The organism is Kitasatospora sp. NPDC094019 (assembly GCF_044764505.1).
Taxonomy (GTDB): Bacteria; Actinomycetota; Actinomycetes; order Streptomycetales; family Streptomycetaceae; genus Kitasatospora.
This window is the reverse complement of record NZ_JBIWIF010000035.1, coordinates 1-13,388: the sequence shown is the minus strand read 5'-3', so window position 1 is coordinate 13,388 and position 13,388 is coordinate 1. Positions and strand designations below refer to the sequence as shown.

Annotated in this window: 9 protein-coding genes; 3 read left to right on the top strand and 6 right to left on the bottom strand. The window is 72.7% G+C overall.

The window, feature by feature from the left end; genetic code table 11:
• Positions 1 to 25 precede the first annotated feature (25 nt).
• The 6 genes from ACIQ9P_RS38245 to ACIQ9P_RS38220 all read right to left on the bottom strand — a co-directional run bounded on the left by ACIQ9P_RS38245 (position 26) and on the right by ACIQ9P_RS38220 (position 7,611).
• Positions 26 to 1,204: a GDSL-type esterase/lipase family protein gene (locus tag ACIQ9P_RS38245; RefSeq protein ID WP_402366840.1), complete on the bottom strand. Its 1,179-nt coding sequence runs from the start codon at positions 1,202 to 1,204 to the stop codon at positions 26 to 28.
• A gap of 90 nt (positions 1,205 to 1,294) precedes the next feature.
• The gene (locus tag ACIQ9P_RS38240; protein ID WP_402366837.1) at positions 1,295 to 2,113 is read right to left on the bottom strand and encodes an SGNH/GDSL hydrolase family protein; all 819 of its coding nucleotides are present in this window, start codon (positions 2,111 to 2,113) and stop codon (positions 1,295 to 1,297) included.
• A 170-nt stretch (positions 2,114 to 2,283) separates the two neighbouring features.
• A complete protein-coding gene (locus tag ACIQ9P_RS38235) occupies positions 2,284 to 3,159 on the bottom strand; it encodes an ATP-binding cassette domain-containing protein (RefSeq protein WP_402366835.1) in 876 nt (291 codons plus the stop codon).
• Positions 3,156 to 5,042, bottom strand: coding sequence for a dipeptide/oligopeptide/nickel ABC transporter permease/ATP-binding protein (locus ACIQ9P_RS38230; RefSeq protein ID WP_402366832.1), 1,887 nt, complete (start codon positions 5,040 to 5,042; stop codon positions 3,156 to 3,158). The genes ACIQ9P_RS38235 and ACIQ9P_RS38230 overlap by 4 nt, the downstream gene beginning before the upstream one ends.
• A complete protein-coding gene (locus ACIQ9P_RS38225) occupies positions 5,039 to 5,980 on the bottom strand; it encodes an ABC transporter permease (protein ID WP_402366829.1) in 942 nt (313 codons plus the stop codon). Before ACIQ9P_RS38225 ends, ACIQ9P_RS38230 begins: the two co-directional genes overlap by 4 nt.
• 119 nt (positions 5,981 to 6,099) lie before the next feature.
• Complete coding sequence (locus ACIQ9P_RS38220) at positions 6,100 to 7,611, bottom strand: ABC transporter substrate-binding protein (RefSeq protein WP_402366826.1); 1,512 nt, start codon at positions 7,609 to 7,611, stop codon at positions 6,100 to 6,102.
• A 195-nt stretch (positions 7,612 to 7,806) separates the two neighbouring features.
• Between ACIQ9P_RS38220 and ACIQ9P_RS38215 the strand changes: the two genes are divergently transcribed.
• The 3 genes from ACIQ9P_RS38215 (at position 7,807) to ACIQ9P_RS38205 (ending at position 13,383) form a co-directional block, all read left to right on the top strand.
• Positions 7,807 to 9,585 carry a substrate-binding domain-containing protein gene (locus ACIQ9P_RS38215; protein WP_402366825.1) on the top strand — a complete coding sequence of 593 codons (1,779 nt, stop codon included), beginning with the start codon at positions 7,807 to 7,809 and terminating at the stop codon, positions 9,583 to 9,585.
• Positions 9,586 to 9,737: 152 nt separating this feature from the next.
• Positions 9,738 to 11,999, top strand: a complete 2,262-nt coding sequence (locus tag ACIQ9P_RS38210) for a glycoside hydrolase family 3 C-terminal domain-containing protein (RefSeq protein ID WP_402366823.1) — start codon at positions 9,738 to 9,740, stop codon at positions 11,997 to 11,999.
• A 925-nt stretch (positions 12,000 to 12,924) separates the two neighbouring features.
• A complete protein-coding gene (locus tag ACIQ9P_RS38205) occupies positions 12,925 to 13,383 on the top strand; it encodes a hypothetical protein (RefSeq protein ID WP_402366820.1) in 459 nt (152 codons plus the stop codon).
• The last annotated feature ends 5 nt before the right edge of the window (positions 13,384 to 13,388 follow it).

Sequence of the window (13,388 nt, the reverse complement as noted above, 5' to 3'; positions counted from 1 at the left end):
CCGGCGAGCGGGCCGACGCAGCCGGTCAGTCGGTCCGGTGGGCGAACGGGCCGCCGGCGTCGAAGGCGTGCCGGGCGAAGTTCTCGCCGATGCGGCGGTGTCCCGCGTGGTCGGGGTGGAGCCGGTCGGGCAGGGGCAGTTCGGCGTGGTCGGCCTCGCCGTATAGGTCGCGCCCGTCGAGGTAGTGCAGGTGGGGGTCATCGGCTGCCCGCCGCGCGACGATGCGCGCGAGTTCGTCGCGGACCGTGATGAGTGTCAGGCGTCCGGCGGATCGTTCGGCCGGATCGCCCGTGGCCCGGTAGCTCAGGGTCCGGCCGTCGAAATCGGGGGCCACCGGGCCGGGGGTGTTCTCGTGGATCGGGCACAGGAGGGCGGAGACCACGAGCAGTGGTGTGGCCGGGTGGCCCTCGCGGACGGTGTCGAGGAAGCCGTGGACGGCGGGGGCGAAGGCGCGCAGCCGCATGGCGTCACTGTTGACGAGGTTGATGCCGAGTTTGACGCTGATCAGGTCGGCGGGGGTGTCGCGGATGGCGCGGGCGGTGAACGGGTCGAGCAGGGCACTGCCGTTGAAGCCCAGGTTGATCAGCTCGACGGCGCCCAGGGCGGCAGCCACGGCGGGCCAAGTAGCGGTCGGGTGGGTGGCGTTGGCGCCGTGGCTGATGGAGCTGCCGTGGTGCAGCCACACCCGGCGCCCGTCGGCGCGGGCCGGTTCGACGGGGGCGTCGGTGTGCAGGGCGATCAGTTCGGTCGTCTCGTTGTGCGGGAGCCAGATCTCGATGTTCTTGTCGCCGGCGGGCAGGTCGGCGAAGTGGGCCGTTCCCGGGGGACCTTCGTGGATGTCGACGGACCCGGTGGTGATGTCGGTGGTGCGGACCCTGCCACCGGTCACGGTGGCCTGGGCGGTGAGGCGGCCGTCGACCAGCAGGTCGTACACGCCGTCGGCGGGGGCCGGGTAGCCGCGGTAGGTCCGTTTGGTGGGGAGGGTCTCCAGTTCGACGGTGGTGGCCCGGGTGCGGAAGGCCAGGCGCACGCCGGAGGGCTGGGCCTGGGCGAGGGCGAGTTGGTCGTCGGGGATCTGACGGCGGGCGGCGGGCGGCAGGCGGTGCGGCAGCAGGCGGCCGTGGCCGGTGTCCTCCAGGTCGAGGGCGCCGCGCAGGAGGTGCTCGGTGACGGGTGTGGTGGTGCGGTGGTGCGGGGTGTCCATGGTCGTCCTTCTGCGCGCACGGTCTGCGGTGGCGGGGGCCGGCCCGCGCGGTCGCGGTCCGGCCCCCGGCCGTCTGCTTGTCGGGGCCTGTCAGAGGGCGGAGGTGAAGGCCGGGAGGTACGCCCCGGCCTGGCCTGCGGCGTTGGGGTGGAACCAGCCCTGGTAGAGGCCGGGGTCGTTGAGCCAGGGGGTGGTGTCGCAGATCTGGTGGCCGGCGAAGGCGCCGGTGACGCTCTGGTAGACGAAGCCGTTGTGCTTGGCGGTCTCGGTCTCGAGGACGTCGTCGAGGACGTCGACGGCGTGGTTGGCGGCCGCGCGCTTGGTGGCGTTCAGCCAGGTGAGGCAGCCGGTACGGGAGAGGTCGTAGAACTCGGGGTAGCCGAGGACCACGACGCGGGCGTTGGGGGCGGCGGTACGGATGCCGGTGAAGAGGGTGTCGAGCTGGGCGGGCAGTGCCGTGCGCGCGGTGTTCTCTGCGGCGGCGACGGCGTTGAGGCAGGTGGTGTCGCTGGTGAGCAGGCAGTTCTTGGAGACGTTGACGAAGCCGATGTCGTTGCCGCCGATGGTGAGGCTGACCAGGGTCGTCGTCGGGCTGAGCGGGCCGAGCTGGTTGTTGATCACGTCGGTGGTGGTGGCGCCGCTGCATGCCTGGAAGCTGAAGGAGGCCGGTGCGGCCGCGGCGGCGTAGAGGGCGGGGTAGGAGGCGGTGCTGCGCTTGCACGCTCCGTCGGTGTAGTTGCTGGAGGCCCCGAGGCCCGCCGAGTACGAGTCGCCCAGGGCGACGTAGGCGGTCGCCGGTCCGGCTGCGGTGGCGGAGGCGGTGGTGGTGCCGAGGACGGTGCTCATCGCGACCAGCGCGACCGCGGCGGCGGTCGTCGCGGTACGGGAGGGGAGGTTCGGTCGGCGCATGGCGTGTTCCCTTTCGGTTGTCCGAGGGCAGGAGCGGGCGGTCGGGTCGGGCGGGTGCGGTGTCCGGTGGATCGGGGCCCGGCAGGGCCACGGGGTTCGCGGGCCGCGGGCCGCGGGCGGGGCGCGGCTCCCCCGGGCGGATCGGCCGCTCGGGCCGGGCATCCGGGCGCTCACCGCTCCGGGACCGGGTGTGCGGTGAGCCGGCGCCGCTGCTCGCGCCGCTCGGCCTGGCGCTGCGGGTCGGCCAGCGGTGCCGCCATGAGCAGGCGTTGCGTGTACGGGTGCCGGGGCCGGGAGGTCACCTGCTCGCCCGAACCGGTTTCGACGATCTCGCCGCGGTACAGGACCGCGACCCGGTGGCTCAGGTGCCTGATGACGGCGAGGTTGTGCGAGATGAACAGGTAGGCGACCCCAGTCGTCTCCTGGATCTCCCACAACAGTTCCAGGACCCGGGACTGGGTGGAGAGGTCCAGTGCGGAGACCGGTTCGTCGCAGATGATCAGCCGCGGTTCGAGGGCCAGGGCGCGGGCGATCGCGATGCGTTGGCGCTGACCGCCGGAGAACTCGCGGGGCAGTCGCCGCGCCGCGTCCGCGGGCAGGCCGACCCGGCCGAGCAGCTCCCGCACCCGGGCGCCGGCTGCCGCGGGAGTGAGCGTGCCGACGGTGGTGAGCGGCTCGGTCAGGATCTCGCCGATCGTGTGTGCCGGGTTGAGCGAGCTGTGGGGGTCCTGGAAGACGACCTGGATCTCGGTGGCCAGGGCGCGGCGCTCGCGGCGGGGCAGGTGGGTGATGTCCCGCCCCCGGTACCTGATGTCGCCGGCGGTGACCGGGGCGAGGCCGAGGACGGCCCGGCCCAGCGTGGTCTTGCCACAGCCGGACTCGCCGACGATCCCGAGCGTCTCCCCCGGGCGCACGTCGAGGCTGACGCCGTGCAGGACCGGGACGGCTCCGCCGCGCCAACGGCGGCCCGGGTAGGCGACGTGGAGTCCGCCGACCTCCAGCAGGGGCTCTGTCCGGGCCCGCTCCGGGCCGGTCGAGGCGGTCATCGGGCTCCTCCCGTCTTCGGTGCGGCGGCTCTCGGTTCGGCGGTCGGCGCCGGGATGCGGGGCTCCAGGGCGGGGCGCGCCGGGCCGTCGTCGAGGACCGCGGCCAGCAGTGCGCGGGTGTAGGGGTGTGCGGGGTCCCGGAAGACCGAGTGCACCGGCCCGGTCTCCAGGACGCGGCCGTGCCGCATGACCGAGACGGTTTCGCAGATGTCCGCCACGACCCCGAGGTCGTGGGTGACCAGCAGCACGGCCAGCTGCCGTTCGGCCCGCAGGTCGCGCAGCAGGTCGAGGATCTCGGCCTGGACGGTGACGTCCAGCGCGGTGGTCGGCTCGTCGGCGATCAGCAGGTCCGGATCGCAGGAGATCGCCCCGGCGATGAGTACGCGCTGGGCCATTCCGCCGGATATCTGGTGCGGGTGGGCGGCGAAGGTCCGTCGCGGGTCGGCGATGCCGACCCGTTCGAGCAGGGCGAGTGCCTGTTCGCGGGCCTGGCGTCGGGACAGGCCCAGGTGGATGCGCAGGGGTTCGGCCAGCTGGGCCCCGACGGTGCAGGACGGGTCGAGGTTGGCCATCGGCTCCTGCGGGACGTACGCGATGCGGCGGCCGCGCAGCCCGGTCAGCGTCCGTTCGTCGGCGCCGAGCAGTTCCGTTCCGTCGAACAGCACCGAACCGGCGAGCGCGCGGCCGCCTTCGGGGAGCACGCCGAGGACGGCGAAGGCGGTCTGGGTCTTGCCCGAGCCGGATTCGCCGACCAGGCCGTGCACCTCGCCGCGCCGCAGCCGCAGGTCGACGCCGCGCACCACTTCGGCGGTGCCGCGCCCGGGCCGGTCGTAGCCGACGCGCAGGCCGCTGACGGTGAGGAGTTCGGTCCCGGCGGCGCCGGCCGTGGGCGGCTCGTCGGTCCGCGGGCCGGCGCCACCGGAAGGGGCGGCGTCCGCTACGTCGGTGCTTCCGTCGGTGCTTCCGTCGGTGCTCCCGTCCGTGCTTGTGTCGGGGTCCGGGGCCGTCGACCCGCCGGTCCCGGGCCGTCCGACGGCCAGGACGTCGCGCAGCGCGTTGGCGAGCAGGGCGAAGGCGGCGCAGACCAGCCCGACGACCAGGGTCGGCCACAGCAGCAGCTGCGGCGCGGTGTAGAGGTTGACGAAGCCGTCGTTGAGCATCCGGCCCCAGGTCGTCACATTGGGGTTGCCCAGGCCGACGAACTCCAGTCCGGCCTGGAGTGCCACGGCCGCCGCGGCGACCATCGCGGTCTGGACGACGACGGGGGGACGGATCACGGCGAGCACGTGGCGGCGCACGATCCGGGCGTCGCCGAGGCCGGCCACCCGGGCGGCGTCCAGGTAGAGCTCCGCCCGTACGGCGAGCACGGAGGAGCGCACCACCCGGTAGAAGGCCGGGGAGGCCAGGATGCCGATGACGGCCATGGTCCACCACATGTCGGGGCCGATCACCGCCCGTACCGCCAGCAGGACGATCATCCCGGGCAGGGCCATGACCAGGCTGAAGGCCCAGTCCGCGACGGTGTCGAACCAGCCGCGGAAGTATCCGGCGACCAGGCCGGTGGTGATGCCCAGGACGGCGGCGACGGCCAGGGTCAGCGCCGCGCCGGCGAGGCTGGTGCGGGCCGCGTGGATCAGGTGGGACAGGACGTCGCCGCCGATGGCGTCGGTGCCGAGCAGGTGGGCGCCGCTCGGTCCCCGCAGTGCCTGGGCGATGTCGGCGCTGCCCTGCGGGTAGGGCGCGAGCAGCGGCGCGAACACCGCAGCCAGGAGGGCGGCTGCGAGGACGAGGCCCGGGCCGACGGCGAGCGGGTTGCGCAGCAGGCGGCGCAGGGGTGCGACGGGGGCCGGGAGGCGGGGTGCGGGCTCGGTCGTGTCGCTCATGCCAGTCTCGCCTTCGGGGTGAGCCATGCCTGGAGCAGGTCGGTCGCGAGGTTGACGATCACCACGCCGAGGGTGGTCATCATCACCAGGCCCATCACCACCGGCAGGTCGTCGGCGCCGGTCGCGGCGATGGACAGCTGGCCCAGGCCGGGCAGGGCGAAGACCTGCTCGACGATGACGGCGCCGCCGAGCAGGCCGATGATCTGCATGCCGAGAACGGTGACGGCCGGGCCGGCGGCGTTGCGCAGCACGTGGCCGGCCAGGAGGCGCCGGCGCGGCAGGCCCCGGGTGCGCAGGGTGCGTACCCAGTCCTGGCCGAGGGTGTCGATCACGGCTCCGCGTACCTGCTGGGTCACTGCGACGGTGCTGCCCACGGCCAGGGCGAGGACGGGCAGGGTGATCGAGGCGAGCCAGCCGCCGACAGAGGTGGCCGGCGCGGTGTAGCCGGTCGCCGGGAAGATCTTGAGCTGGACGGCGAAGACGGTGACGAGCAGCAGGGCGACGACGAAGCCGGGCAGGGCGATCCCGAGCAGGGAGACTCCTTGCACGATTCGGTCCACCGTCCCGCGCCGGACGGCCGCCCACACGCCGAGTGCGCCGGCGAGCACCGCGGTGATCAGGGTGGTGCCCAGGACCAGGGAGAGGGTGACCGGCAGGCGGGACAGGATGCCCTGGGTGACGTCCTGTCCGGTGGACCAGGACCGGCCCAGGTCGCCGCGGAGGGCGTGCGAGGCCCAGGTGCCGAACTGGGTCCAGAACGGCCGGTCGACGCCGAGCAGGGCGCTCTCGTGGGCCAGCGCGGCCGGGGTGGCGTTGCCGCCGAGGATCTTCAGGGCGACGTCTCCCGATCCGGCGTAGAGCAGCGCGAACGCCAGGACGGTGACGACCGCGAGCAGCAGGATGCCTGCCGCGAGGCGTCTGATCAGGTAGGTGAGCACGGGTGTTCCTCGGTTCGTGGGGGTGTGCCGTGGCGCGGGCCGGGTGCGGCGTGCCCGCGCCACGGCGGAAGGGAAGGGCGGGGCGTTCCCGCGGGGCGCGGCCGGGGCGCCGACGGGGCCTAGCTCTTGGGGGCGAAGCCGAGCACGTTCGGCGAGGCCCAGCCCTTGACCAGTTGGACGGTGGTGTTCGCGTCGGTGGCCCAGGGGGTCTGTTCGAGGTACCAGGGGGCGAACCACGCCTGGTCGGTGACGTACTGGTCGAGCTGGAGCAGTGCCGTGCGCTGTTGGGCGGCGTCGCCGTCGCGGTACTGGCGGACCAGTTCGCCGATCTTCGGGTCGTCCGTGTGGAAGGGGTTGAACTGCGAGGTGGGCGTGAGCAGTTGCTGCATGGTCACCCAGGGGTCGCCGGTCTGGAACTGGAAGTAGGAGACGGGGTACTTGCCGGCGAGCAGTTCGCTGAGCGCGTTGGGTCCGGCCTGGACCAGGTCGACGGTGATGCCGACCGCGGCGAGCTGTGCCTTGATGGCGTCCATCAGCTGGCCCGCACCGGGGAAGATCGGCATGGTGAACGCGACGTCGCCGCTCGCGTAGCCGGCCTGGGCGATCAGTTGCTTGGCCTTGGCCGGGTCGTAGGCCCACTTGGCGTCCAGGGCCGGGTCGATCGGTCCGAGGATCTGGGTGCTGACGGTGCCCTGTCCGGCGGCCATCGTCCTCAGCATGGCGGCGCGGTCGATCGCCAGGTTGACGGCCTGGCGCACCAGCGGGTTCTTCAGCGGCGGGCTGAGCTTGCCGTCCCGGTCGAAGAGGAACAGCCCGGCGGTGTTGAGCTCCTGGGAGGTGACCTTCCAGCCGGCCTGCTGGACCTGGGCGTTCTGGGCGGAGCTGATCTGGGCCGCGTTGACCTGGCCGGACTTGACGGCGTTGAGCATCGCGCTCGGGTCGCTCATCACCTTCAGGTCGATCTCGCCGTACTTCGCCGCGGCCGTGTCCCAGTACTCGGGGTTCCTGGTGTAGACGTACACCGAGCCGATCACGGTCTTCGGCGCCAGGATGTAGGGGCCCGTGCCGACGGGGGCGGTCGCGGCGTCGGGCCGCTCGAAGGTGCCGGGTGCCTGCATGTAGGCGACCGAGGTGCCGAGCGCCGACACCAGGCCCGGGTCCCGTTGGGCCAGGGTGAGGACCAGGGTCCGGGTGTCGGGGGCGGCGATGTCGGTGACGGCGCCGAGGGTCGCGGCGTTGATGCCGGACTTGACGGCGCGGTCGAGGTTCGCCTTCGCGGCGGCCGCGTCGAACGGTTCCCCGTTCGAGAACTTGACGCCGGTGCGCAGGGTGAGTGTCAGGACGGTCTGGGCGGCGTCGTAGGACCAGGCCGTGGCGAGCATCGGGGCCGGGGTGCCGTCGGCCTTCAGCTGCAGCAGTGAGTCGTAGAGCGGCTGGTAGAAGAGGGTCTGGCCGCCGGAGACCGGGACGTTGGCGGCCAGTGACTGCGGGGTGCCCCGCAGGGCGACGGTCAGTCGGGCGGCGCTCGGGCCGCCGCCCGTGCCGCCCGTCCCGGCGCCGCTGCCGCAGGCGCTCAGGGCGAGGGCGGCGACGGCAGTGGCCACGGCGGCCTTGCCGGTCCATCGGTTCATGTTCGTCTCCTTGACACGGTCCGACGCCCACCCACCTGCGGGAACACGGTTCCGGGGGCGCTGGGGCTGGACGCTATCAGCGAAAATAGAACACCTGAAAGGTTTTCGTGGGTGAATTCTGGGCGTCGCCGCACCGCCGGAGCGGTGACCCGCCCGGTGAGCGGAGCGGTGACCGGGCCTTGGGAGAATGGGCGCATGACGGATCGCGAACACACCGCCGAACCGGGGTCCAGGCGCCGCGGCCCGTACCGCAAGAGCGCCGAGCGGCGCCGCGAGATCCTCGACGCCGCCCTGAGCGCCTTCGCCGAACGCGGCTACCACAGCAGCTCCGTGCGCGAGATCGCCGACCGGGTGGGGATGACCGCGCCCGGACTGCTGCACCACTTCGGCTCGAAGGAAGCGCTGCTGATCGAGGTCCTGCGCCACCGCGACCTCAGCGACCTGGGCATCTTCTCCACCGAGGACCCGCCCGGCATCGACGTGCTGCGCTGGCTGGCGGCGACGGCGGAGCGCAACAGCCTCAGCCCCGGGCTGGTGAAGCTCCACAGCGTGCTCTCCAGCGAGGCCGCGGACCCGGCCCATCCCGCCCACGAGTACTTCGCGCAGCGCTACGAGTGGCTGCGCGGCCACCTGCTGCACGCCTTCGAGCAGCTGGCCGCCACCGGCGGGCTGCGGCCCGGCGTGCGACCGGGCACCGCCGCCCGCACCTCGATCGCCGTGATGGACGGACTGCAGGCGCAGTGGCTGCTCAACCCCGCCGCCGTCGACCTGCGCGAGGACCTGAGCAGCTACTTCCAGGTACTGCTCACCCCCGACGCCTGGGCCCGGCCCTCCGGAGGACCCGCACCGCAAGCCCCCGACGGCACCGGCACCGCGACGGCCCCGGCCCCCGCCGCCCGGAGCCTCGGCGCACTGCGGGACTCCCGCGGCCCCGAACCGACCGGAACGCCCGGCACCGCGGGTCAGCCCCAGGCGAGCATCCAGGACGTCGCCCGGCTGGCCGGCGTCTCGGTGGCCTCGGTCTCCCGCGCGCTCAACGACCGGCCCGGCGTGTCGGCGGTCACCCGGGCGAACGTGGTCCGGGCGGCCGGGGAACTCGGCTACACCCTGAGCATGGCCGCCCGCGCCCTCAAGACCGGGCTGACCGGCCGGGTCGCGATCAACGTACCCTGGCTGGGCAGCGCCTACGCCGCGCAGATCGTCGAGGCGGCAGCGGAGCGGCTGCAGTCCGCCGAACTGAGCCTGGCCCTGACCACCACCAGCCTCGACCCGGCCCGGCTGGCCTCCGTGGTCGCACAGCTGGACCGGCGCCGGTGCGACGGGGTGATCCACCTCGTCCCCTTCGGCGCCCAAGGGGAGTTCCGCGAACTCGCCGCCTCGGGACTGCCGGTGGTCCTGGTCGACCCGGCCTTCGAACTCGACCTGCCCTTCCCCGTGGTGACCTGCGACAACATCTCCGGCGGGCGGCAGGCGGTGCAGCACCTGGTGCGCCTGGGCCACACCGGGATCGGCCTGATCACCGGCCCGCCCGACCTGCTGTCCACCCGCGAGCGCCTCACCGGCGCCCGCCAGGCGATGGCCGAGGCCGGCCTCGACCTCGACGAGACCCTCGTGCGCCACGGCCGACTGCGCCCCGAGGACGGCTTCACCGCCACGATGTCCCTGCTCGGCGCCCCGCGCCGACCCACCGCCCTGTTCGTCTTCAACGACCGGATGGCCGCCGGCGCGCTGCGCGCCGCCCGCTCGCTCGGCCTGGACCTGCCCGGCGACCTGTCCGTCGTCGGCTTCGACGACGACCCCTCGGCCGCCCTGGTCAGCCCCTCCCTCACCACCGTGCGCCAGCCCCTGGCACAACTCGGCACCACCGCCGCACAACTGCTGCTCGACCGGATCGGCGGCCAGGAACCGCGCACCGCCAGGACCACCCTGCCGGTCGAGCTGGTGATCCGCGCAAGCACCGCCCCCGCCCGCTGAACGGGCCCCCGAACCACCACTGCGCCCCCGGACCGGCTCTCGCCGCCCGGGGGCACTTGACGACGTGTGCCAACATCGTAATCGTTTGCGTAACCGACGGGCCCGCCCCGTTGCCGCGGCCCTGCGCGGCCGCCGAACGAAGGAGCACCACGATGGCCGACACCCCCGCCCGCCCCGAACCCGGCAACCTGTCCCTGGAACAGAAGGCATCCCTGACCTCCGGCGCCGACTTCTGGCACCTGCAGGACCTGCCCGGGGCGGGCATCGAGAGCGCCATGGTCACCGACGGGCCGCACGGACTGCGCAAGCAGCCCGCCGAGGCCGACCCGATCGGGATCGGGACCAGCCTCCCGGCCACCTGCTTCCCCCCGGCCGTCACCCTCGCCGCCTCCTGGGACCCGGACCTGGTGCAGCGGATCGGCGAGGCCCTGGGCCGCGAGGCCCGCGCCGAACAGGTCTCCGTCCTGCTCGGCCCCGGGGTCAACATCAAGCGCAGCCCGCTGTGCGGCCGCAACTTCGAGTACTTCTCCGAGGACCCGCTGCTGGCCGGCCGGATCGGCGCCGCGTTCGTGCGCGGCGTCCAGTCCCAGGGCGTCGGCACCTCGCTCAAGCACTTCGCCGCCAACAACCAGGAGAGCGACCGCTTCCGCGTCAGCGCGGAGGTGGACGAGCGCACCCTGCGCGAGATCTACCTGCCCGCCTTCGAACACATCGTCAAGAACGCCCAGCCGTACACGGTCATGTGTGCCTACAACCGGATCAACGGCACCCACGCGAGCGAACACCGCCGGCTGCTGACCGAGGTGCTGCGCGAGGAGTGGGGATTCGAGGGACTGCTCGTCTCCGACTGGGGCGCGGTCAACGACAAGGTCGCCTCGCACGCGGCCGGCCTGGATGTGGAGATGCCGCCCACCGGCCGCGACCACCTCGTCGTCGAGGCCGTCCAGGACGGACGACTGGACGAGGACCTGCTCGACGCCTCCGTGCGCCGGCTCCTCGCCCTGCTGGACGCGACCCGCGATGCCCGCAGCGGCCGGCATCCGGCCCCCGACCTCGACGCCCACCACGCGCTCGCCCGCGAGGCCGCCACCTGCGGAGCCGTCCTGCTCAAGAACGACGACGACCTGCTGCCGCTGGCCGAGGCCGCCGGGCAGCGGATCGCCGTGATCGGCGAATTCGCCCGCACCCCCCGCTTCCAGGGCGGCGGCAGCTCCCACGTCATCCCCACCCGCACCGACGACGCCCTCACCGCGATCACCGCGGCAGCGGGCCCCGGCAACGTCGCCTTCGCCCCCGGCTTCACCCTCGACGGCCGCCCCGACCAGGCCCTCGTGGACGAGGCGGTCGCGGCCGCCCGCGACGCCGACATCGCCGTGCTGCTGCTCGGCCTGCCCGCGAGCGCCGAGTCCGAGGGCTACGACCGCGAGCACATCGACCTGCCCGCCGACCAACTGGCCCTCCTGGCAGCGGTCCACGCCGCGAACCCGGCCACCGTCGTCGTCCTGTCCAACGGCTCCGTCGTCTCGGTCGCCGAATGGCACCACCACGCGCAGTCCCTCCTCGAGGGCTGGCTCCTGGGCCAGGCCGGCGGCAGCGCCGTCGCGGACATCCTCTTCGGCCGGGCCGAGCCCGCCGGCCGGCTCACCGAGACGATCCCACTGTTCCTGGCCGACACCCCCGCCCACCTGCACTTCCCCGGCGGCGAACAGCACGTGCGCTACGCCGAGGGCCTGTACGTCGGCTACCGCCACTACGACACCACCGGCCAGGCGGTCGCCTACCCGTTCGGCCACGGCCTCGGCTACAGCACCTTCGCCCTCACCGCGCTGTCCGTGGAACCGGTCGGCGACAACGCCTTCGACGTCTCCGCCGAGGTCACCAACACCGGCGCACGCCCCGGCTCGCAGGTCGTCCAGGTCTACGTGCACGACACCGAGAGCTCCGTGGACCGCCCCGAGCACGAACTCAAGGGCTTCGCCAAGGTCAGCCTGGAACCCGGCGAGAGCCGGCGCGTGAGCATCCACCTCGACGAACGCGCCTTCGCCTACTGGTCGGTCCTGGAGAACCGCTGGAAGATCGAAGCGGGCGAGACCGAGATCCGGGTCGGCACCTCCAGCCGCGACCTGCCCCTGCGGCACCGGGCCCACCTCGCCGGCAACCCCGTCGCCGGCGAGCTCGACGCCATGTCCACCGTGGCCGACTGGCTGGACGACCCCACCGGCGCGCAGTTGCTCGCACCCCTCCTGGCCCAGCACACCACGGCGGACCGGGAGATCACCCCGCAGATGCGGAAAGTGATGGCGGAGCTTCCGCTGAACAAGCTCGCCACCTTCATGAGCGTGCCCATGGGCCGCCTCGACGACCTCGTGCGCGCCCGCCGCGAACTCGCCGACAACGCCGCGCCGACCGCGTAGCACCGCTCCGGCGGCACACCCGGTCCGCTAACCGACGGCGGGGCCCACCCCGCGAACGACGGCCGCAGCTCCCTTCGGCCGAAAGGGCCCCGCCCCCGCCGCCCCCCTCCCGCCCACGGCAGCCCGGCCGCAGGACGCCGACGGGCCCACCACCGCCCGTCCTGCGCCGAAGCCGCGAGCGCGGATCCGCCGCAGGACGCCGACGGGCCCACCGGCACAGGCCCGACCTGCAGCGTGCACAACGACAGAGGAGGCCGTCCCGGCCGGACAATGCCTCACGCAGGCGCCCGGTCGTCGGCGACGCACGCAGTCCCGGAGCAGGTGCCGACCGGCGGAGTCACCCGCATCGATCAAGGCAAGTATCTTGTGCGGCAACGCGCCTGACGGATGATCATATGAGTCTCGCCTCGGACACCGTCAGGCGCCGTCCTGCAAATAGCTGGAAGACAGGGGGCCTCATCCAGAACCGTCCAGGGAGGGTCGGCCGCGCACTTCGGACGTCGTCTCCGTGATGGGGCTTGAGGCATAGGTCAGGTGAGGCTGGCCAAACACGTGTTCCAGTCACCGCCGGCATAGCCGGTCCTGTTCGCACCACCCGACCGCCCACCCGTGCTCTCCCCGGACCCACAAGAGCAACAGGACGTCAACGGGGAAGCGAATCGAGTAGAAGCTCGATTTCCCCGAGGTTACGCAAGCTCGCTCACCAGCCGTAAATTTCGCCGCCGTGCGGCGCAGGAATCGGTGTCCTCAGCACCATCCGGTGACTCAATGAGCCCTCATGGTCGACATGGCAACACTCAGGCGCAGACTTCGACCTGTCTGCACTCTTCTGCTCTGGCTCAGGCAAACCTGCGCCCCAAGACGATTGCCGAGCGCCACGCCCGCAGGATGGCGCTCGCTGTCGGCGATCACCGTGCCGGTCTGTATGGGGCTGCTCGTGGGCCGCCCTGTGGAAGCAGTGATGCTCGCTCTGGGCGCGCTCTCCGCCGTACTCACCGACGGAGCCCTCACCTACCGTCTCCGGATGGTCTCCATACTGCCGCCCCAAATGATCGGAGTGGCAGGGACGTTCGCCATGCTGTGGAGCCAGGGCACATGGGCAGGACCCTGGATGCTTCCCGCTATAGGGGTGGTGGCGGGGGTGCTGGCTCGGCTGGGCCCCGAAGGATCGCTCTGTGCGATGATCATGTTGATGGACGCCGGGCTGGCGATGGACCTGCCGGTGCCGGGCCCAGTCTGGCGCGGGCCGACACTACTACTGGTAGGCGGCCTCCTTGTGGTCGCGCTGGCAGTCCTAGGTGCTGTTGAGGATTGGGATCATGTGGTTGAGGTCAGGAGCTTCAACCACATGATCGATCCGCGAAGGTGTAGGCCAGCCGCGTAGCTTTC